This window comes from Bartonella sp. AP9QHHD (assembly GCF_042195625.1).
GTDB lineage: Bacteria > Pseudomonadota > Alphaproteobacteria > Rhizobiales > Rhizobiaceae > Bartonella.
Window position 1 is genome coordinate 105,926 of sequence record NZ_JBHIOP010000082.1, and the last position, 23,472, is coordinate 129,397.

Below are 23,472 nucleotides of genomic sequence, written 5' to 3' on the forward strand. Positions count from 1 at the left end.
GGTCTCCCAAATCATGTTATTTACACATTTATTTTAATGAAACATCTCCCAACACTTTACTCATTTCATAATAGCAGACCATACATGGATAAAGTAAAATCTCATTGTAACGTGTATAAAATCTATTTGAGCACCATCATCCTTGCCTTTCAAAATGCACACCAATAGTCACCATGCTATTTGTCATCCTCCAATTTTGCCTTAGTAATTCCTAATGCTACAATTATAGCTTGTCATCTGGTTTTGTATATTTTGACACTAGATTTTGTACCAATTTATTTTTTCAAAGAGTTTAAAGATGTTCTCAAAGGGTTTTGAAAGCCTTTTCTCATTTTTATTTATGGAAACGCACTTTTTTCTGATTTTCGGTAATTTTTGCAATTTTAGGTGTCAAAATCTATTTTGATAAAACGCGCATTGAATGGTCAAAATTGTACATAAAAACAACAAATTACCACGTATTCCTACTTAATCCAACCTCTTCCCACTTAGTATAAAACCTACTGTCAAACTACAACAATAACCCTTAGAACTTGAAAACCTTCATACATGCAAGGAGATGAGTGTGCTTGATTTAACAGGGTTAAAATGAGAAAATCTCCTTGGCTAAACTTCCTTGGCCCGTTAAGTATTTTTTTAATGCGTCGTAAATATTTTTAAGTCTTATCTATCGCGCCTTATGTAAGTGAAGCGTATGCGTGGTAGGCCAAGTAGAATCTGCTCAAAAACAGCCGAACTGTTTACAGACCAGCAAAGGTTAAGAATCCTCGTCCTTAGGGTAGGACAAAAATCAATCTTATAAACAATATGATGGATCAATATACTTGTTTTAAAGAACCGGAAACTATGTCTTTATAGGTCTAGCAATTCGTTTTTTATTACCAAAAAAATTGAGATAACGTTGTACTTCTTTTGAATCACCGATCGTTTTTTCAGGATTATCTGAAAGTTTTACGGCTGGTCGACCATTGGCATAGGTCACCTTACAAACAAGGGAAAGAGCATCAAGAGTTTCGATTTCCTGAGGTGCACAGCCTGTAAAATCATTGGTAAGATCCGTGCCCCATCCAAAACTCATGCGCACTTTACCATGGAAATGATGATAGGTTTTTTCAATTGTATTGACATCAAGAGCATCAGAAAAAATTAAAAGTTTTTTGCGTGGATCTTTTCCTTTTTCTTTCCACCATTGAATAATACGTTCACCACCTTCAATAGGAGGCGCACTATCGGGTCTGAAACCCGTCCAATCAGCGACCCAATCTGGTGCATTGCGTAAAAATTCTTCTGTACCAAAGGTATCAGGTAATACAATGAGAAGATTTCCACCATAATAACGATTCCAATCTTGCAAGACTTGATACGGAGCTCTGCGTAATTCATCATCATTGTTGCTGAGAGCCGCAATAACCATAGGCAATTCGTGTGCATTGGTTCCAAGAGCTTCTAAATCCGTATCCATGGCAAGAAGAACATTAGAAGTTCCAGTAAAAGAATGACCAATGCCTTCTTTTAATGCTTCCACACACCAGCGCTGCCATAAAAAAGAATGGCGACGCCTTGTCCCAAAGTCAGATATTTTAATATCAGGCAATTTTTTGAGACGTTCAACTTTACTCCACATTTTTGCTTTAGCACGCGCATAAAGTACATCAAGAGCAAAACGATCTAGTTTTTTGAGAGCAGCACGTGAACGTAATTCACTAATAATAGCAAGGGCAGGAATTTCCCACATGGAACTATGGGCCCAGGGTCCATGAAAATGAAGGATATATTGGCCATCTTTGCGGGTGAGTTCATATTCTGGAAGTTGAAAATTCTCAAGCCACTGAAGAAAATCCGGTTCAAAAATTTGTTTGCGTCCATAAAATGTATTACCAGCAAGCCAAATCATTTCTTTTTTTGTAAAGCGCAAACTAAGAGCATGATCAAGTTGGGCACGCAATTCACTCTCATCAATATCGTCGGCAAGACGTATTGTTTTAGAGCGATTTATGAGGGAAAAAGTAACATTAACATTAGGATATAACCCCCAAATCATCTGCACCATTAGAAGCTTATAAAAATCCGTATCAAGAAGTGACCGAATAATGGGATCAAGTTTCCAAGTGTGATTGTAAACACGTCTAGCAATATCCGGATGATTCATAACCTTTTTCTTTCATTTTCATAAAATCTAAAATATTATGCACCAACACGGCTAATATAGGCGGTGCAATATAACAACTCTACAGTTTTGGACAAGAATAAAAAGTCTGCTCTCTTTTTTCATCTTTAATCTTTAAGATTTGACAATACGTATAATTTCATGCTGACCTGTTTTTTGTAACTTTATCCCTATATGAACTTCGGTATATTCTTTGCTATTAATATAGAGCATATTTTTAGGTCCCCATTTTACTTTAATGCAATAAACGGCATCATAAAACTTCATTGTTGCTTCATATTTTGGCCAAATAGAGGGTAAATGTGGCTGCAAAAACAATAGGTCTCCCTGACGCTGTATTCCAAGAATAGCTTGTGTTGCGGCGCGATAAAACCAACCGGCTGAACCTGTATACCAAGTCCAACCGCCTTGACCACATCGTGGTTCAACAGCATAAATATCTGCGACCATTACATAAGGTTCAACACGATAAATTTCAGGATCTTGTCCATGGGTAATTGGGTTTATCATAGAAAATAAAGCATAAGCTTTATCGTTTTGTTCCATTTCAGCCAACGCAAAAATACTCCAAATGGCACCATGCGTGTATTGACCACCATTTTCTCGAATTCCTGGAGGATAACCTTTTATATAACCAGGCTCGAGCGTACTTTTATCAAAAGGCGGCCAAAAAAGGCGAATGAGTCCGCCTTTTTTATCATAGAGATGTTCCAACATTGATGTCATTGCTTGTTTTTGACGTTCAGGCGATGCCATTTGAGAAATGATAGCCCAAGATTGAGCAATGGTATCAATTTGACATTCATCATTGATTTTAGAGCCAAGAGGTGTTCCATCATCAAAATAACCACGTCGATACCAAGCACCATCCCAACCATTTTTCTCTAGGCATTTTGTTAAATGTTCAAGGTACGTACTCCATATTTGCATATGGCTATTGTCAGCACGTTTTTTGGCTAAAGAGATAAATGCTTGTAATGTGTACCCAAGAAACCATCCTAACCAAATGCTTTCGCCTTTTCCTTCCACACCGACCAAATTCATGCCATCATTCCAATCCCCACCTAAAATAAGAGGGAGACCATGTGGTCCGCAGCGTTTAATGGCAAGGTCTAAAGCTAAAACACAATGTTCATAAACTGTTGCAACCTTTGGGGATTGGGTGGGTTGAAAATAAGCATCCTGTTGCCCACTTTTGAGAACATCACCTTCAATAAAAGGAATGAGCGTATCAAGAAAAGCGTCATCACCAGTGGTAGTGACATAAAGAGCTGTTGCATATGCAAGCCAAACGATATCATCAGAAATGTATGTACGAACACCAGCATTTGTGTCAGGCAACCACCAATGTTGCACATCACCTTCAAGAAATTGGTGCGCTGCTGCATTTAACAATTGTTCACGTGCTAATTGTGGTTCCAGCAATAACAAAGACAAGCTATCTTGTAACTGGTCACGAAAACCAAATGCACCACTCGCTTGGTAAAAGCCTGCGCGTGCCATGATGCGGCATGCGTAGATTTGATAAGGAAGCCAATGGTTGACCATAAGATTAAAAGAAGCATCAGGTGTTTTGACTTGGAAAGGAGAAACAAAATCACTCCATTGCTGTTTTTGTTTTGTGAGCTGAATTTCAAAATCACTTGCACGTACTTGATTGAGTAATTTTTCAGCTTCTTGCCTATTTTCAGCACTGCCAAGATAGAAGATGATTTCTTTTGTTTGCCCTGGTTGAAGATCAATATCATAGGCGAATGCTGAACAAGGATCACATCCTGCTTCAATGGTATTCGAAAGAGCAGCGGCTTTACGGATCGCATTTGGACGTGTTACGGTTCCCGTTGCACCAATAAATTCAGCGCGATTGGTCGTAGTGCTGGTTGGCATTTCGGACGCTGATAAAAATGTAACTTGTTGAGATTTCTCGATGTGATAGGGATTTTGAATAAAATGTGCACCCCATCTGGTCTCATAAGAGGAAACAATAAAGGGGGCATATTTTGTACGGACATTTCCCAAAACCCATTCAACATAATTATAAAGGCGTAAACTGCGTGGTTTTTTCCCTTCATTCGTAAGGATAAGACGTGAAAAGCGAATAGGTTTTTCGGGATCAAGTGTATGAGTCAATTCTAATGCGATTTCTGAATGTGTTGATTTAAAAGTTGAGAATCCAAACCCATGACACGCCTCATAGACAATATTTTCGTCACATTCAACAGTAGAAACGGGTGAGAAACGTTTTAAAGACTGGCGATCAACCAGATAAAGAGCTTCTCCTGGTCGGTTAGACGTTGGATCATTCGCCCAAGGAGTTAGTTGATAATCGCGGCTATTGTTAGCCCAAGTAAAAATTGCACCTTCAGCAGAGACATGAAAACCAAATCTGTGATTAGCAATGACATTAATCCACGGATGCGGTGTAGTGGTACGTCCATGAAGACGTATTACATAATGATTGTGCTGATTAAAACCACCGTAACCATTCCAATATCTTAGATCTTCTCCATTTGGGAGAAAAGAGGATGGTTTTTGTTGGCTAATAAGACCAATGGAAGAAAAAAGATTTTGTTCAGTTTGTGTTGTAAATTGCTGTCCTTCGTTATATCTTGGCAAGTCTAATTGATCATAAGGTTCTTGATAATTTTTACGAATTGTGAGATTAAAATCATTCTCATCAAGTCGTTTAAGTTGTTCAGATAAAGAGCCATTTTGGGCATCAAGAACGATACGCGCTGATGCAAGAAGCGTTTTAAAACTCTGTTCACTCATTTGATCGCGTCGAAGCATGAAAATATGTTGGCGTTCATCTGCTTTTTGCGTGTGGTGATAATAAGATTCACAGACCCACTCAAGAGCGCGTTGTGTACTTTGTATATAAGAAAATGTTTGTTCATTAAGAATGACCAAATCAACAATGAGTCCACGCATACGCCAATATTCATGTGCTTTAAGGAGCTCGCGCAGTACAGTTATATTTCCCTCGTTATTTAATCTAAGAAGACAGAGTGGATTGTCTCCTGAGATAGACATGGGCCAAAGATTAGACTGTTTTCCTAGCGTTTTTGCTAATATTTCAGAAGGAAGACGCCACGTTCTTTCTGGATAAATAAGTGGTGTTGCATATTTTTGATAGACAATAGCGTCTTTAAGCTGGGTTCCGCTCTGATACAGTGCGACTTGTGAGCGCGTCCATGCCATTGAAAGTTCTTTTTGAAACATATCAGGTTGTCGATAATGTTTAATATGATTATTTAGCGCTTCTTTTGTATGAGCAGCAAAAGTCCAAAAAATAAGTTCTGCTTTTTCATGGGCTGGAATTTTTATACGGCATCGCAATGACATAACAGGGTCAAGAACACAACCTTGACTGTTACTGAAACGAGCATTTTGGTCAAATGCAGCAGGACGATGAATGGATCGCCCCCGACCAATAAACAGAGAGCGATCTGTTTCAGCTTCTGTCTCTTGGAGAATATCTGTTGTACTAGAAACAAAATGAGCAACATAGATTTCAGGGTCACTAGGCGAGCGTTTGCGCCTTTTGGCAAAAATTGTTTTACCTTCTTCAGTAATTTCTGTCTCTATAAACATACGGGAAAAAACAGGATGAACTTGGTCTGTATCCATCGTGGCAAGTGCTAATTCACCATAAGAAGTCACTTCAATGAGTCGGTCTTTATTTGTCGTATTCATCAGTTGAATACGTCTCCCTTCGCCACATCCTTCAGATGTAATAAGACATTCAAGTGTTGATTTAATACCATCAACCATTTTTGTATATTCAGCCTTTTCATCTGTAAAAATGCTGACAGCGTCTTCTTCAATAACACGTGTTGGCTCACCAGTAACAGACCACCACCGTCCACTATGCGTATCACGTAAGAAGAATAAAGTACCTTGTTGATCTTCTGTTGCATCAGGAATAAAGCGCGTAATCGCATAATCGTGCCAACGACTGTAACCAGAACCGTTCGCTGTTAACATGGTAGAATAAAAGCCATTAGACAAAAGTAAAGTTGCTCGTGGTTTGAGTAACGGGTTTGTAATAATGCGCAAAGGGGCTGCGTCAAATGCTTGAGACTTATTGCGCATACGATTAACAGCTTTGGTATGAATAATAGGAATGAGATGAGGCGCTCTTTCCTGTAAGAGCAATTGTGTTGCTTCAATAACGGGATCACGGTGAAAACGATCACGCATTCGCCCTTGAAAAATAACATTGTTAAGAGCAAGAATAGACATGCCATGATGATGCGCATAATAATTGCGTACAATGGCGTATTTTTCCCCTGTTTTCACACGTGTTGGAGTAAAATCAACAGAGTCATAATAACCATATGTTCCTAAAGCTCCAAGATCACGGAGTCGTTTTAAATTAGCGACAGCGCAAGCAGGAGCATATTGTGCCGCTAGAAGGCTGGCATAGGGAGCAATGACAGCATTGCGTGAAAGACCACGTTGGAGTCCGAGGTTTGGAACACCAAAATGAGCGTATTGGTAATTCATTAAATGATCGCGAGCATTAAATGCGGCTTCTGAAATACCCCATGGCAATTCCCGTTTATGGGCATATTGTATTTGACAACGAATAATCAATCGATTTGTTTGATCTAGGAGAGATCCTAAAGGTTCATGCATTACGAGAGATGGCATAAGATATTCAAACATTGATCCAGACCATGATAGGAGTGCACCTTTCCCACCTATGGGTACGAGAAGTCGACCAAGACGAAACCAATGTTTAAGTTTTATATCTCCTTTTGCGATGGCAAAAAAGCTTGCAAGACGTGCTTCTGAAGCAAGTAGGTCATAACAATTTTCATCGAGTTTGTTTTCTTGAACACGATATCCTATGGATAAGAGATGCCGTTTAGGCTGTTCTAAAAAGTCAAATTTCATATCAAAGGCTATTTGCCGTGCCATTATAGCCAGCCTGTTTAGTTTTTTACTTAATTTTTCAGTATCACAATGAGCAGTCGCATCATTATGATGAGCGTTACAGGTGTCGATAAGGCATTTAGCCCAAGAAAGCGCACCAGCAGATTCTATCGTTTGAATTTTGTGGTCAAGTTCACCGACTAAGTGCACAATATCGTGGGCTGCAAGTGAAAGATCTATGATGTGAGAAGGGACCGTATTTTCTTGTTCTAAAAAAGTGAAGACAGAGTCATGAAAACGAGTGATGTTTTCTTCGATTTTTTGGCGTAAAGAGCGTAAACTGGGTTGATGATCTGGAATTTCTCTGACAGTTTCTTCAAGAATAGCAAGAACATCCGATAAGCCTTCTCGATCACTTTGGAAAAAAAGAGGCGGTTTTTCAGCCCATTCACTTAAAGCAGAAGAGAGTGTTACCAAATGACCGGCAAGATTTCCTGAATCAACGGTTGATACATAAGTAGGTAAAAGAGGCCTGAGTGTATCCGTTTCATACCAATTATAGAGATGACCACGAAACTTTTCCATTTTTGTAAGAGAGCGTAATGTACATTCAATACGGGTGATGGTCTCTTCAAAACCAATCCAGCCAAAATCACGTGCTGCAATAATAGAAAGGAGATAAACCCCAATATTCGTAGGCGATGTACGTTGAGCAACAAGAGGTTCAGGATCTTCTTGAAAATTATCGGGAGGCAAATAGTTGTTTTGTGCATTGACAAAGGTTGCATAATAAAGCCATGTCCGACGTGCAATAGAACGGAGTTTTTTTTCATCTTTTGAAGAAAGATCAAGGCTATCTTGAAAGGTTGAAGGTTGACTCACAATCCAAGCAATGAAGGGTGAAAAAAACCATGCTATCCCAAAAGGCAAAGCAACCAAGCTTGCAAAACTATCAGAAAAAAGAGGGAGTGCTATAGTAAGAATACCAATAAGCGATGCTGGTGCCATTGTAAAAACATAGAAACGCAAACTATTGGGTATTGATTTTGTTGCGGCAGAAGTTTTCCATTCAAGAAGATGCTGTTTTGAAATCGTCATACGATAGAGTGTACGAATAATCGCATCGGTCATAAAATACGCCGAATGAGCAAGAAACGTCGTTTTAAGAAATATATCAGCGCTTGTAAGAGCAATTTTGTTCCAAATTAATTGAAAATGTCCACGCAAAGAATGATCTATATTGGATGAGACAAGCGTTTTTAATACACATAGAATGGGTGAAATGAAGGAGCTAAACAACAAGAATAGTTGCCAGACGATTGCACTCTTTAAAGACAAAAAAGCCCATCCTGCAAATGCTGCGATTAACCACATAAGTGGCGTGAGAGAACGACGTAAATTATCCTGCATTTTCCAACGCGTCACGGAACTTATTTGACGGTGGGGAAAAAGATAAGGCAAAAGCTGCCAATCACCGCGGACCCAACGATGATAACGCATAACATCAATATTGTAAGCGGTTGGATAGTCTTCAATGACTTCTATGCTACTTACCAGAGCAGTACGAGCATAACCTCCCTCTAAGAGATCATGGCTAAGAATAGTATTTTCTTTAATTTTGCCATCAAGCGCTTGTTCAAATGCATCAATATTATAAAGACCTTTACCGATAAAGGTGCCTTCTCCTAAAAGATCTTGATAAGTATCAGAAACAGCAAAAACATAAGGATCAATGCCACGGTTTATAGAAAAAACCCGTTGGAGAATTGATGTTTTTTTTCCTGTTGTAAGAGAAGGAATAATGCGTGGTTGTAAAATGCTATAGCCCTTTACAACCTTTCCACTTTGTGGATCAAAAACGGGATAATTGAGTGGATGGTTAAGCTTTCCAACAAGTTTCGCGACGCTCTCTGGAGTAAGACGTGTATCACAATCCAGCGTCATAACAAAACGGCAATCCATGGGAAGATGTGGATTGGGAGGATAAAAGCTTGTATTTTTATCGCCTCTTAAGAGCCGATTAAGTTCATGAAGTTTTCCTCGCTTTCGTTCCCATCCCATCCAACATTTTTCGCTTGTATTATAAAGGCGTCGGCGATGTAAAAGGAAGAAAAGCGGAAGTTCATCACGATGATAACGACTATTGAGTTTATCAATACTCTTTTGCGCATAGTGCAATAAATCAAGATCATCTTGCGTTTCTCTCAATGGAGCATCCACCCAATCTGTAATGAGTGCAAAATGAATGGCACCTTTAGGATTGGAAAGATAGTGCACTTCAAGATTGCGCACTTGTTCATCAATGTCAGCGCGTGATGTCATCAAAGTAGGTACAACAACCATTGTCCGTGCATGTTTTGGAATACCTTCTTTATATTCATAACCAATGAGTTGTTTTGATGGGACAAACCACGAAACAACAGTGTTAAATAAAGCAAAAGCAGCATCGATAGCAGGAAAAAGCGCCAATCCAGTAAAGCAAAAAGACATCCATTGTGTCATGCCAGATAGCTGTAAAAGGGCGTAAATTACCAGCAAAAGAGCAAGCGTCAGAAGAGAGACAGGAACGGCGATGACTCTCAATTTTGAGCAACAGGAAGCGCGTGTCCATTTTATGAGAAAGGGCGGAATATACCCACAAGCCTTTTCAAATATGCCACGACCATCATCAACAAGGTACCACCCCACACAAGAATGATGAGGCATATCTTTAGAAGTGGAATTTGCCATTTCTACAACTTTATGTGCAACTTCCAGTTCACTAAGAGGCGAAAAGCGAGAAACTTTTTCAATGACTTGTCGATAAATATTGCGTGAGTGAGCATCAATTTCAGAAAAATCACTATTTTTACGCAAAATAGAATCGACACAACTCACTGTTTCAAACCATGCTGTCCAATCAACATCATCTATAGCTTTAAGAGAACAGATAATATTTCCCATGGTCACACCATCTGCTGCTTGTCGGGTATGTTCATCAGCTGTTGCAATCTCTAAGCTACTGCCTTGGCTTTTCAATTGCTTTTCAAGCCAAGTTAATGCTACGGTTGAATCGACAGATGCACTGCGCAGGCGATAGAATAAATGTGCTGAAAAAGTTGGATCAACAGTAAATGGTTTATACTGCGTAAAAAGAGAGTGTAGATTTGTTTTATTTTCTACAAGAGAAATTTTATCAGCTACTTGACTAGCAAGATGGCGCATATGTCGCGCTTTTTCGATACGTACTGAAAGACGACGGACATTTTCAATGAGCAGCATTTGCATAACTGAAGGAAGAGCCCACAATTCACCAATTGTGAGCGCACAAACTTCTTGAAATCCGTTGGTCATAGCCATGAGTGTTTCTTGTGAAAAGCTGCTATCGGTATGCGCAATATAAAGCCAAGTTAAAGCAAAAATTCGTGGTATTCCGGCTTTGTGTGTAGAAAGAGGAAGTTGCTTTATGAAGGACTTGGGTAGATTACGACGTAGCTTTTGTATGGTTTTATCAATGGTGTAATGATTATCAATGAGCCATTGAGCAGATGGTGCGATGGTTTCATCATTTCGAGCAGCAAAATCACTGGTATGAAAGGCATGAAGAATAAGTTTAGCATTTTCATTCAATCTCTTGCGAAAATCTCCTACTCCTTCATATTCAGGGAGTAAAATTTCTTTACCAGAAGCTATATCATGCCCTAAGTTATAAAGATCTTCCTGTACCTTATAAATTGCACGAAGAGGAAAATCCGTATTAATAAAATGATCTTTTTTCTCTTTTTGAGAAAAAAAGCACTTTATGAAAGGTATTATGCACGTCATAGTGTCCCATTGTTATTCAATTACATTGTTTTTTATTTAAATTTTAAGCATTTTATCTGAATAGTGAACCGTTGTTAGACAAAAAACAAACTTTTTGTTTTTATTTGCAAGCATTTATAATTTTTGTTTCAATAATTTAAAAATAAGCAGACAATTTTTTTATAAAATAAAAAGGTCACTCCTAATGAGTGACCTTAATAATAAAACCAACTTTAATGATTGATGATTAATCTTGTTCTTGTTTTTTCAAAGCTGCACCCAGAATATCACCAAGAGAAGCACCTGAATCTGTAGAACCATATTGTGCAACAGCTTCTTTTTCCTCTGCAATTTCTAAAGCTTTAATCGATACTGAAATTTTACGTGTTTTTTTATCAAATGCTGTGATGCGAGCATCAACCTTTTGCCCAATTGCGAAACGCTCAGGACGTTGCTCATCACGATCACGCGCAAGATCAGCACGCCGAATGGTTGTCTCAAGGTTGTGGTCAATCAATTTCACACCAATGTCATTGTCGTTAACAGCAATCACTTCGCATGTTACAACTGCACCTTTTCGCAATTCGCCAGAAGCAGCTGCTTCTCCAACTTTATCGCTGGAAAGCTGCTTAATTCCAAGAGAAATGCGCTCTTTTTCAATGTCAACATCAAGGACCACAGCCTTAACGATATCGCCTTTATTATAAGTATCAATAACTTGTTCACCAGGACGGTTCCAATCAAGATCAGACAAATGAACCATACCGTCAACATCGCCTTCAAGCCCAATAAACAGACCAAATTCTGTTTTATTTTTAACCTCTCCTTCAATTTGCGAATTGACAGGAAATTTATTGGCAAAAGCTTCCCATGGATTTTCAAATGTTTGTTTTAAGCCAAGAGAAATACGCCGTTTAGAAGGATCAATCTCAAGAACAACCACTTCTACTTCTTGTGATGTAGACAGAATTTTTCCAGGATGAACATTTTTCTTTGTCCAGCTCATTTCAGAAACATGGATCAGCCCTTCGATTCCTGGTTCAATTTCAACAAAACCACCGTAATCAGTAATGTTGGTAACAGCACCCGTAATTTTTTTACCAATCGGATACCGGACACTGATGCTTTCCCAAGGATCACTTTCAAGCTGTTTCATTCCAAGAGAAATACGGTGCGTATCTTGATTAATGCGAATAATCTGCACTTTAATCGTTTGGCCAATTGTGAGCACTTCAGATGGGTGATTAACACGCCGCCATGCCATATCTGTAACGTGCAAGAGACCATCAATCCCACCAAGATCAACAAAGGCACCATAATCTGTAATATTTTTCACCACACCTTCAACGATTTGATTTTCTTCAAGATTTTGTACGATTTCTGAACGTTGCTCAGCGCGACTTTCTTCTAAAACAGTGCGGCGTGAGACCACAATATTGCCACGACGACGATCCATCTTCAAAATTTCAAAGGACTGTGAATTATGCATGAGGGGTGAAACATCACGAATGGGACGAATATCAACTTGGCTGCGAGGCAAGAAAGCAACGGCACCATCAAGATCAACTGTAAAACCACCTTTTACTTGGCTAAAGATCACTCCATCAACGCGTGCACCAGCATTGAATTTTTCCTCCAAACGGACCCAACTTTCTTCGCGCCGTGCTTTTTCACGCGATAAAACAGCTTCACCCATCGCATTTTCAATGCGTTCAATGTAAACCTCAACTTCATCGCCAACTTGCAAAGAACCATCTTTTGCTTTAGCTCCAAATTCTTTGAGAGGAATACGTCCTTCGACTTTAAGACCAGCATCAATAATGGCCATGTCTTTTTCGATTGCAATAACACGACCTTTAACAACAGATCCTTCATTAAGATCATTAGTTTGAAAAGATTCTGTTAAAAGGGCTTCAAAATCCGCTGTTGTGGGATTGTATTGTGACATAAGAACTCCTAATATATACCTTGTATTATAAGGTATGAGCGCTAGGTTAGTGTTAACATGAGTAACTCCCTAGCCTTTTCCTTGAATAAAGGAAAAAAGTTAGCGCTAGGCTGGAAGTTACCTTAACGAATTTATCCAATTATATGCATTTTTATGATTGGATCAACAAAACTGCATGCAATTTCAAATGTTGCTTCTATACTCAATTCTGACGTATCAAGCAAGTGGGCGTTTTTTGCTGGTTTTAGTGGACTTTGTTTGCGCGTTATATCGCGACTGTCGCGCTGTTCAAGTTGAGCTAGGATTTCATGATAATTTGCTTGAACACCTTTTTTTAAAATCTCTTGGTAGCGGCGTTTGGCGCGTGTTTGAACATTGGCTAGAATATAAAACTTGATATCGGCATCAGGACAAACAATCGTTCCGATATCACGCCCATCAAGCACACAGCCGGGCAAAACTTTAGCAAAGTTGCGTTGTTTTTCGACAAGAATTTTGCGTACAGCAGGGTTAATTGCTATTTTTGAAGCCGCTTCACCAAGTTCATGAGAAGAAAGAAAAGAAGGATTTAAGGTATTAAAATCAAGTTCTTTAGCATAAATAATAGCATTTTTTTCATCATTAAGAGCTAAATTTTGTTGTAAAAGCGTATGAGCAACACTACGATAAGTAAGACCAGTATCGAGATGACGAAGGCGATAATGTGCAGCAATTTTGCGTGCTAAGGTTCCTTTGCCTGAGGCAGCAGGTCCATCAATGGCGATAACAAAAGGCTTCAAGCGATTTTTCCCCCAAGTTGTTTTATAAAAGGAATAAATTCTGGAAAGCTCGTAGCGATCATTCGTTTATCATCAATGGTAACAGGTTTTTCTGACACAAGCCCAAAAATGAGAAAACACATAGCAATTCGATGATCAAGATGTGTGGCAACATACCCACCCCCCAAACCTTTGGCAGAACCTTTTCCATAAACAATAAGAAAATCTTGACCTTCTTCACAGTCTACGCAATTAATTTTTAATCCTTGAGCAACAGCAGACAATCGATCCGATTCTTTTACACGCAATTCTTCAATTCCTAGCATAACTGTTTTGCCTTCTGCAAAGGCAGCTGCTACTGCCAAAGCAGGATATTCATCTATCATCGATGGAGCACGTTCTTTGGGCACCGTAACGCCTCTAAGGACCGATGATTTTATCCGTAGATCAGCAACATCCTCTCCACCTGTTTGACGTCGGTTCAAAAATTCAATTTGAGCACCCATTTCCCACAATGTTTCGATAAGTCCTATTCGAGAGTTATTTATCAAAACATTTTCAATGGTGATATCAGAGTCTTCTATAAGAAGGGCTGCGATAATTGGAAAAGCAGCAGAAGAAGGATCACCCGGAATATGAATCGTTTGTCCAGTAAGATGGGGTTGACCATTAAGATGAATCAAACGCGCACCTTCGTTATCTTTTTCTATTTCAAGTTGCGCACCGAATGCTTTTAACATTTTTTCCGTATGATCTCGTGTCAGAACTGGTTCAATAACAGTTGTAGTGCCGGCGGTATTGAGTCCAGCAAGCAGGATTGCTGATTTAATTTGGGAGGAAGCTATTGGAACACGGTAACGAATCGGATTAGCCATTTTCGGACCATAAAGCGTTAAAGGAAGGTGATCGTCGCGCGTTGCCTCAATTTCAACCCCCATGAGACGCAGTGGATCAAGGATACGTCCCATTGGACGTTTAGAGAGAGAAGCATCACCAATAAAGGTTGTTTTCATATGATACGGACCAACCATTCCCATAACCAAACGAGCACCTGTTCCAGCGTTTCCAAAGTCTAAAGGTTTTTGTGCAGCTAAAAGGCAACCATTCCCTGTTCCTCGTATGATCCAAAAGTCTTCTTTTTTAATAATACAGGCACCCATAGCTTGCATAGCAGCAGCTGTATTGAGTACATCAGCGCTTTCAAGTAATCCATGAATATATGTCTCACCACTTGCTAATCCTCCCAATATAAGAGAGCGATGAGAGATTGATTTATCTCCTGGTATTTGAATTTTTCCAGAGAGACTACTCGATTTATAGGTGGTTATAGGGATTGCTTTTTGCATGGAAATTCTATTTAATTCTATCTAACTTTTATGAAATTGTGCATCCTTTAGCACATGCTTTAAAAGACGTCATGAAAAAATCACTGTGGAACAGTGTATTTATCTTTGACAAAGGTATTATTTTTCGATTAAGCACCATAAAATTTATCTTTTAATGGAATAATAGTTAATCAAAGAGGCACGGTTTATGGCAAAACAAGAACTTGGAACTAAACGTGTTGATCCAGAAACAGGAAAAAAATTTTACGATCTAAATCGCGATCCTATTGTGTCGCCCTATACAGGGATTTCTTATCCGCGTTCTTACTTTGAAGTTGCAGCAGCGGAAGCAAATAATGAAGAAGAAGTTGATACTGAAGAGCTTGATACAGCACTTGAAAAATCTGCTTTTATGCTTCTTGAAGATGATGATGTGGATTCTAAAGATGACGATCTTCCTGATTTAGAAGATAGTGATGTAGATCTTGGTGATGATGATGATACATTTTTGTCTCATGATGGTGACGATGAAGATGATGACGTTACTGATATTCTCGGAGGCGGTGTTTCTAATGATGACGATGCTTAAAAGAAGTAAAAGAGGACATCTTTTCTATTGAATGTAAATTCTTCTTGATCTTCAATTTTGATCGTTCTAGAAAAGCTGGAATTGTATACTGTCTTTTTGGGACAATTTGTTTTTATAGGGGCTATAGCTCAGCTGGGAGAGCGCTTGCATGGCATGCAAGAGGTCAGCGGTTCGATCCCGCTTAGCTCCACCAAAAAGACCAACTGTTCTATCAAGGGAATCAATTATAATAAAAGATGTGTGCATCAATTTAAAAGGTTTATGTGCTATTTAATTATCATTCCAATAGCGCCTGTTCCTTGCATCTTAATGATATTATAATACATTTTTAATCATTTGTTGGATTATAAAATTTACTGTCGCAACCGTGAAAGTAGATAATTTTTTATGCTTTGCACAGAAATAGAAAATGAGCTGTTTAACCTGCGCCTTGTCTTAAAGGACAAAATTTGAATTTCCTTTACCACAATATTTCCACAAATATCATAATATGTTGGTTACCGGTATCTTTTTTAAAGATATGAAGTACTTAAACAAAGAGTAGAGAATAAAATATTAAAATATACTTCTCAATTATTGCGAATCAGAACTTTTTTCGAGTATTTTTAGCCTGATCAGATGTTCTGCCAATTAAAAATTATCCACCTTGAGTAGCGTATACCTGCTCAATACTAAGGTATATTAACACTTAAATAATATATTGAATCAATTAATTTTTTTCCCTGCACGTCATAAACAAGGTCGAGGTGTAAGAGCAAAGTGGTGCTATCATTATATGTGCTAATTCCCAATGTTACGGATAATTCTTACATTTGAGAATGTATGTTCATAAAAAAACATTTTTAGTCTTTTCTTTCACAGTTTTTATCCACATACCCATTGTGCTTGTTATGTGCAAGCCAATGGTTTTATTGATTCAACCTCAAGAGATCTGAAACGATAAAACCCTACGCCATTCGAGATTCTTACTTTAATATGAATAACGATATATTATCTTTATAAATCAATATCTTAAATCATTTAAGAAAAAGAATAAAAATGCTTCTCATAAATATTCTCAAATGCAAAAGCTATCACAACATTGGAGACTGACTTGTTACTTCATAGGCGTTACAAATCTTTCTCTGAATATTCCCTACCCTGAATATTCATTGTGTATAAAGTTGCATATACCTTATCATCCTATAAACAGGAGTATTTTTACAATACAATAAGATAACTTCTTTCAATTAAGATGAACTGGATGGACGACTATGTTTTATTTCATACAATACTAAATACACTTAGTTTTTTTGAAGACTGTAGCGCCCTCTTTATACAAAACAACGTTTTTTCGTTTAATGCATTTCTCGTTTTTTTATATTGAATATTTTACCCTTTTTATGATGCCCGAATTGCATTTGTTTTAATTGCTATTTTATACGCTTAACAAAGAAAATATTCATATAATAATCAGCCAGTAATACGCATAATGAAAATAAAAAATGATATTATATTTTAAAATTTTTCTTCAATAACCTCTAGTACTTAGCCCAATGCGAAATGCCAACACTAAATAGAAAATGGTTTCTATTATAAATTTTTTTAACAAAGGAAGTAAAAATGTCGAGAGTATCTTCAAATATATTGTGTATTGCAAAAACTTTCTGTTGCTTGAGTTTATTCTAAAAAATAACAATTTATTTCATTGAACGATCGGAAAACGACACTATTTTATCATATCATGCGGAATTTTGCTTTCGAATAATTTTATCCCATCAATTCCCTGATTGAGATTTTCAAAAATCTTCCCTAATGCCATCCACATCTTTTTAATTGCTGTTCATAGAGCCTCGATATCCTTGCCATGCGCTGTGCTGTCTGTGAAAGCGCAGCACTGACATGCCCACCACTACGTGCATAAGCACCATGCCCCATATGATAATTTAAATAAAGGCTATATGCATCATCAAACCTCACCCCATTGCGTTGAACACTTTGGCTATGATACCAAGCAACAAAATCAGCAGCATCTGCGAAATTCGTACGCCATGCAAAAGACTTTCCTGTAGAGCGAAGATACATTGCCCATGTACTATCAAGCGCTTGAGCATAACCATAAGCTGTCGACCGACGCTTCCATGGGATAAAACCAAGTAGTTTTTTGCGTGGAGGGCGTGCATTGTGACGAAAGCTCGATTCCATCTTAATGGTTGCAAGAATAATAGGCATAGGAATTCCATAGCGCATTTCCGCTCTTTGAGACACCTTACCCCAATTGTCAAAAAAACCATTTTTTTGTGCTAAAATAGCACAAGCATTATTTGTGTGGATGGGAGTGGTTGTTGCGCATCCCTCTAGCAAAAACACCAGTGCCCCTAAAAACAAAAGGTGTCGCATATTCCTATTCCTCTCGTTTAAGAAATAAAACAAGATAGAGATACTAAAAAATGATTACCAATCAATAAAGAACATGATCTAACTTGTAATATCTAAGAAGCTTGCTTTGCTTTATTCCTCATCAGCAAAACGCAATGTTTGCGACTGAGCCAATGTTGTCATTTTTGTTGGTTCAGAGTAATTTTCTTTTAATTCGACAGTTTCAATGCGATTTGCCCGTTTCATGATTTTGGAGGACGATATCAAAATTCCCTCTATATCTTCACCTGCTTTATGAAAGTGCTTCTGTAGTGCGCGAACACGCGTATCCATTCGTCCAAAATCTTCCATCAATTTTGCTACTTCTGATTGAATTAAATGCGCTTGTTCACGCATACGCGCATCTTTCATAATGGTTTGTACCACTTGGACAGAGAGCATCAACAAAGATGGTGAAACAATAATCACATGGGCTCTATTGGATTTTTGTACCAATGCCTCAAAGTCCTCATAAATTGTTGCGAAAATCGATTCAGATGGCACAAAAAGGAAAGCAGTGTCATGGGTTTCTCCAGGAATCAAATATTTTTGTGCAATATCACGAATATGAACTTCCATATCGGTACGAAATTGGCGTTCTGCCTCTTGACGCTCTTGCGCTGATTCTGCCTTACGCATAGCATTCCAAGCTTCCAGAGGAAATTTAGCATCAACAACAAGAGAAGGAGCTTTATTGGGCATATGAATGAGACAATCTGGGCGCTTTCCATTGGAAAGAACAGCCTGAAAAGCATAAGCGTTTGTTGGTAAGGCATCGGCAATAATTGCTTCCATCCGCCCTTGACCGAAAGTACCACGCGTCTGCTTATTGCTTAAAATGGACTGCAACTGAACAACTTGTCCCGTAAGCGATTGAATATTATTTTGTGCTGCATCAATCACTGCTAAACGCTCTTGCAAACGATTCAAATTTTCATAAGTAGATTTGGTCTGTACCTGAAGTGTTTGGCCTAAGCTTGTTGTCATCCCATTGAGTTGCTCACTGAGTGATTTATTCAATTCAGCCTGCCGTTGACCAAAAATTTCCGCCATCGTTTGCATTCGTCCTTGCATTTCAGCTTGTGTTTTCAGCAAGGTAGCCATCTGCATTTGTGCCTCACGTGCGCGTTCAGCAATTTCATTTTCCAAAAATGCTTTTTTTCGATGAGAATGTATCAACATAAAAAATGCCAAACAGACAAGTATAAATAAAAGCAAAAGCATTAGTTTAGAAAAAAAATCACCAGCGAGTATGGAAAAAAACGAATCAAACATAAATTGTAATATAACGCTCTTATTGTAAAAAAACGCAAGAATCCGTTATTCAATATTGACCAATAACAAACCATTGATTAATCTCTACTTATGCCAATGAGATCTTTAGTTACTTTACCTGATCCGATTTTACGGGAAGTGTCCAAACCTGTTGAGCAGGTCGATTCAGCTCTCCAAAAACTTGCGGATGACATGTTGGAAACCATGTATAATGCTAAAGGCGTTGGTCTTGCTGCTATTCAAATTGGTATACCGCTACGTATGTTGGTTATAGATGTCTCTGGAAATTCTGAAGATGAGCAGAAAAAACCACTTGTTATTATCAACCCTGAAATTTTATGGCTTTCAGATGAGCGTAATATTTACAAAGAAGGTTGTCTTTCTATTCCTGATTATTTTGCAGAGGTTGAACGTCCTAAACGCCTTCGTGTTCGCTATCAGAACCGTGAAGGAAAACAAACAGAAATTGAAGCAGACGATCTCTTAGCAACTTGCTTGCAGCATGAAATTGATCATTTAGATGGGCGCCTTTTTATTGATTACATTTCAAAGATCAAACGCGATATGGTGATACGAAAATTTAAAAAACGCGCAAAAGAAAAAAACATGCAGGAAGCAGTTTTGTAATGGCTTTACGATTAAGTTTTATGGGAACACCAGATTTTTCTGTTCCTATTTTACATGCTTTATTGGATGCAGGTCATGATGTTGTTGCTGTTTATAGTCAACCCCCTCGTCCAGCAGGACGTCGAGGACTTAAATTAATCCCCTCCGCTGTTCACACCGTAGCAAAAGAAAAATCCATTCCTGTCTTCACGCCTCAAACACTCAAAACAATCGAACAACAGGAGCAATTTGCAGCACTTTCTGTTGATGCTGCTATTGTGGTGGCTTATGGACTCCTTTTACCCAAAGCTATTCTCGAAACGCCACGTTTTGGTTGTTTTAATGCCCACGCTTCACTCTTACCACGTTGGCGTGGTGCTGCGCCTATTCAACGAGCAATTATGGCTGGTGATAAAGAAACAGGTATCATGATCATGAAAATGGATGAAGGACTTGATACGGGGCCTATCGCTCTTTCTCGCTCCATCCCCATTACTGATAACACCACCACTGCTGAGCTTTCAAACAGACTTTCACATATTGGCGCAGAACTTATGGTAGAGACTTTATCCACTCTTGAAAAAGGACAACTTAAACTGACCCCACAATCAGAAGAAGGCATCACCTATGCCGCCAAAATTAGAAAAGAAGAGACCCGCATTGATTGGACAAAACCTGCAGAGTTTATTCATAGGCATATTCGCGCGCTCTCTCCCTCTCCTAGTTGCTGGTGCAATATGAATATCGGTGGACGAGAAGAACGTGTAAAAATTCTTGATAGTCGTTTAACAACAGGTCCTTCTCTTGAAATTGGACGGATAGAACCAGATTCTTTGATTATCCATTGTGGGCAAGGACGGATAGAAATAACCTCTCTCCAAAGATCTGGCGGTAAAATTCTTGAGTGCGCAACCTTTTTGCGAGGTGCTCATATTTCTGCTGTTTTTTAAGATGCCACGTTTTAAACTCACTCTTGAATATGATGGTTCAAATTATGCTGGTTGGCAGCGTCAAGCAAAACTTCACACGATACAAGGAGCTCTTGAACAAGCAATTTTTTACTTTAGTGGACAACAATTGACCATAACAACAGCAGGAAGAACCGATGCGGGCGTACATGCTACGGGACAAGTTGCGCATGTTGATTTTGAAAAAAACTGGTTCTCCCATACTGTGCGTGACGCGCTCAATGCTCTTTTACGTAAACAGGGAGAGGCGATTTCAATCTTAAATGTAGAAAATGTCCCTGATGACTTTGATGCACGATTTTCCGCTGTAAAACGCCATTATCTTTTTAAAATACTTAATCGTCGCTCTCCACCAGCTTTAAATGCCAAACGCGTGTGGTGGATACCAAAACCTCTTCATGCTGAAGCCATGCATGAAGCTGCGCAAAAGCTTGTAGGACAACATGATTTTACAACTTTCCGTTCAGCACATTGCCAAGCCAAAAGCCCTATTCGCACCCTTGAACGTCTCGATATTCAAAGAGAAGGTGAAGAAATTTTCCTTTATGCACAAGCTCGTTCTTTTCTTCATCATCAAATCCGTTCATTCGCAGGAAGCCTCATGGAAGTGGGTATTGGACGTTGGACAGCTCAAGATCTCGAAACAGCTCTTCATGCTAAAGATCGTAAACGTTGTGGTGTTGTTGCCCCCCCCTCAGGACTTTATTTAACCAAAGTAGAGTATTAATTATCCTTCAAGAGTGAGCATCTCAAAAGTCGTTAAGGCAGTTTATAAAAAGAACGAATTTCTTCAAAAGCTTCTGCTGCTGTATTAACAAATTTCACAAAATTAATATCAGTAGGAGAAATTGTACCTTGTGCAGACAGATACTCAAAATTGACAGTATTGCTCCAAAATTCTTTGCCAAACAATAAAATTGGTACCTGTTTCATACGCCCCGTCTGTACTAAAGTTAGCGTCTCAAACAGTTCATCCAGAGTTCCAAATCCGCCAGGGAAAATGGCTAGGGCTTTCGCTCGTACTAAAAAATGCATTTTGCGCATCCCCAAATAGTGGAAATTAAAACACAAATGCGGTGACACATACGAATTAGGCTCCTGCTCATGTGGTAAAATAATATTCAAGCCAATCGTTGGGGCACCAACATCACAAGCACCACGATTTCCCGCCTCCATGATTCCTGGTCCGCCCCCCGTAACAACCACAAATTCACGATATTGTGTCGTAGCAGAATAGAGTGAGCACAAACGCGCAAACTCTCTTGCTTCATCGTAATAATGTGACATAGCATGCAAATTTTTCTTTTGTATTTCATTTTTTGCAGCCCACGCTGCTTGCCCAGGTTCAGGAATACGCGCACCACCAAACAAAACAACTGTTGATTGAATATCATATTCTTTAAGGGTTATTTCCGGCTTTAAAAATTCAAGACTAATACGTTGTGAACGCAGCTCTGGACGCATCATAAAATCTTGATCGATATAGGCTAAACGATAAGTAGACGAACGCACCTGTGCTGAATTAGAGACTTTATGGATCTGTTGTAGAGCATCCTTCGTATGGAGAAGTGGCGTCCAGTTTTCTTGCTCCCTTTTTCTTTTTTCTTTACAGCTTTTTTTCATGCACCTGTCCTACTTCCTCATCGTTTTATTGACTGAACACATTTCTTCGCGTAGTTCATAGAGAATAAATCTTGAAGCTTTCAACTTGTTTAACGGAACTCTCGTCATGACCCATATCACACAACTTGAAATTATTATCGAACAAGCTTTTGACGATCGCGATTCTATCGATACTACCACAAAAGGCGAAATACGTGAGAGTGTTGAACATGCATTGAACCTTCTTGATAAAGGTGAAATCCGTGTTGCAGAACGACAAAAAAATGGACAATGGCATGTTCATCAATGGTTGAAAAAAGCGGTTTTACTCTCTTTTCGGCTTAATCCTATGCAAATTATTACTGGTGGAATCAATGGGACACATTGGTGGGATAAAGTTCCTTCAAAATTCTCTGGTTGGCAAGAGGCAGATTTTAAAAGTGCTGATTTCCGTTCCGTTCCTGGAGCCATTGTACGTCATTCTGCTTACATTGCACCCAATGTTATATTGATGCCATCCTTTGTCAATCTTGGTGCTTTTATCGATGAGGGCACAATGGTTGATACATGGACCACCGTTGGTTCTTGTGCACAAATTGGTAAACATGTCCATCTTTCTGGCGGTGTTGGTATTGGAGGTGTTTTAGAACCACTGCAAGCAAATCCAACAATCATTGAAGATCATTGCTTTATCGGTGCTCGCTCTGAAATTGTTGAAGGCTGTATTATCCGTGAAGGTGCTGTTTTGGGAATGGGAGTCTTTATTGGAAAATCAACAAAGATTATTGACCGTACAACAGGTGAAATTTTTATTGGTGAAGTACCAGCCTATTCAGTGGTTGTACCAGGTTCTCTCCCCGGAAAACCTTTACCAAATGGTGAAGCAGGCCCAAACCTTTATTGTGCTGTTATTGTAAAACGCGTTGATCAAAAAACACGAGAAAAAACATCTATTAATGATCTTTTACGTTCTTAGACACAAGATTAATTCATAATAATATTTCATCGTTTTTTAACTTGAATAATAACCTCGAATACAAGGATTCTCTCATTTCAAATCCTTTCATAGTGAATCAATCACTATCATTTCCTTGCTCGTTACAAACACAGTTGGTATGTGGGTAAGAAACACTTCAAGAAAAGAGTGAAATACCTTTAATGAATTCTCTCAAG

The 23,472-nt window shown here is 38.7% G+C and carries 13 protein-coding genes and 1 tRNA gene; 6 read left to right on the plus strand and 8 right to left on the minus strand.

Features of this window, described 5'->3' with window-relative positions:
* Window positions 1–844: 844 nt before the first annotated feature.
* From pncB to aroA, 5 genes are all read right to left on the minus strand, one after another.
* Window positions 845–2,149 carry a nicotinate phosphoribosyltransferase gene (pncB, locus tag ACFIK4_RS06065; protein WP_375611404.1) on the minus strand — a complete coding sequence of 435 codons (1,305 nt, stop codon included), beginning with the start codon at window positions 2,147–2,149 and terminating at the stop codon, window positions 845–847.
* Between the two features lie 132 nt (window positions 2,150–2,281).
* Complete coding sequence (locus ACFIK4_RS06070) at window positions 2,282–10,852, minus strand: GH36-type glycosyl hydrolase domain-containing protein (RefSeq protein WP_375675448.1); 8,571 nt, start codon at window positions 10,850–10,852, stop codon at window positions 2,282–2,284.
* Between the two features lie 226 nt (window positions 10,853–11,078).
* Entirely contained in the window at window positions 11,079–12,779 is a 1,701-nt protein-coding gene (gene rpsA, locus ACFIK4_RS06075) for a 30S ribosomal protein S1 (RefSeq protein WP_026500132.1), read from the minus strand.
* 131 nt (window positions 12,780–12,910) lie between these two features.
* Window positions 12,911–13,558: a (d)CMP kinase gene (gene cmk, locus ACFIK4_RS06080; protein WP_375668151.1), complete on the minus strand. Its 648-nt coding sequence runs from the start codon at window positions 13,556–13,558 to the stop codon at window positions 12,911–12,913.
* Window positions 13,555–14,883, minus strand: a complete 1,329-nt coding sequence (gene aroA, locus ACFIK4_RS06085) for a 3-phosphoshikimate 1-carboxyvinyltransferase (RefSeq protein WP_375611401.1) — start codon at window positions 14,881–14,883, stop codon at window positions 13,555–13,557. Before aroA ends, cmk begins: the two co-directional genes overlap by 4 nt.
* A 187-nt stretch (window positions 14,884–15,070) precedes the next feature.
* On the opposite strand from aroA, the gene ACFIK4_RS06090 reads away from it, so the two are divergent.
* Entirely contained in the window at window positions 15,071–15,451 is a 381-nt protein-coding gene (locus tag ACFIK4_RS06090) for a TIGR02300 family protein (RefSeq protein WP_375611400.1), read from the plus strand.
* Window positions 15,452–15,568: 117 nt separating this feature from the next.
* Window positions 15,569–15,644: transfer RNA gene (locus tag ACFIK4_RS06095), tRNA-Ala, on the plus strand.
* Window positions 15,645–17,242: 1,598 nt separating this feature from the next.
* Here the strand turns inward: ACFIK4_RS06095 and ACFIK4_RS06100 are convergent.
* Together ACFIK4_RS06100 and ACFIK4_RS06105 are read right to left on the minus strand one after the other, a co-directional pair.
* Window positions 17,243–17,830 (minus strand): hypothetical protein, encoded by a 588-nt coding sequence (locus ACFIK4_RS06100; protein ID WP_375612813.1) that lies wholly within the window; start codon window positions 17,828–17,830, stop codon window positions 17,243–17,245.
* A 111-nt stretch (window positions 17,831–17,941) separates the two neighbouring features.
* Window positions 17,942–19,123, minus strand: a complete 1,182-nt coding sequence (locus tag ACFIK4_RS06105; protein WP_375612812.1) for a DNA recombination protein RmuC — start codon at window positions 19,121–19,123, stop codon at window positions 17,942–17,944.
* A gap of 90 nt (window positions 19,124–19,213) precedes the next feature.
* On the opposite strand from ACFIK4_RS06105, the gene def reads away from it, so the two are divergent.
* The 3 genes from def to truA are packed head-to-tail and all read left to right on the plus strand — an operon-like array spanning window position 19,214 to window position 21,424.
* Window positions 19,214–19,750 (plus strand): peptide deformylase, encoded by a 537-nt coding sequence (gene def / locus ACFIK4_RS06110; RefSeq protein WP_375620854.1) that lies wholly within the window; start codon window positions 19,214–19,216, stop codon window positions 19,748–19,750.
* Window positions 19,750–20,679 carry a methionyl-tRNA formyltransferase gene (fmt, locus tag ACFIK4_RS06115; RefSeq protein ID WP_375620855.1) on the plus strand — a complete coding sequence of 310 codons (930 nt, stop codon included), beginning with the start codon at window positions 19,750–19,752 and terminating at the stop codon, window positions 20,677–20,679. Before def ends, fmt begins: the two co-directional genes overlap by 1 nt.
* A gap of 1 nt (window position 20,680) precedes the next feature.
* Window positions 20,681–21,424, plus strand: coding sequence for a tRNA pseudouridine(38-40) synthase TruA (gene truA, locus ACFIK4_RS06120; RefSeq protein ID WP_375675453.1), 744 nt, complete (start codon window positions 20,681–20,683; stop codon window positions 21,422–21,424).
* A 32-nt stretch (window positions 21,425–21,456) separates the two neighbouring features.
* Here the strand turns inward: truA and ACFIK4_RS06125 are convergent, their stop codons facing one another.
* Window positions 21,457–22,320, minus strand: coding sequence for an LOG family protein (locus ACFIK4_RS06125; RefSeq protein WP_375611394.1), 864 nt, complete (start codon window positions 22,318–22,320; stop codon window positions 21,457–21,459).
* A 106-nt stretch (window positions 22,321–22,426) separates the two neighbouring features.
* Between ACFIK4_RS06125 and dapD the strand changes: the two genes are divergently transcribed.
* Window positions 22,427–23,275: a 2,3,4,5-tetrahydropyridine-2,6-dicarboxylate N-succinyltransferase gene (gene dapD / locus ACFIK4_RS06130; RefSeq protein WP_375611393.1), complete on the plus strand. Its 849-nt coding sequence runs from the start codon at window positions 22,427–22,429 to the stop codon at window positions 23,273–23,275.
* Window positions 23,276–23,472: the final 197 nt, after the last annotated feature.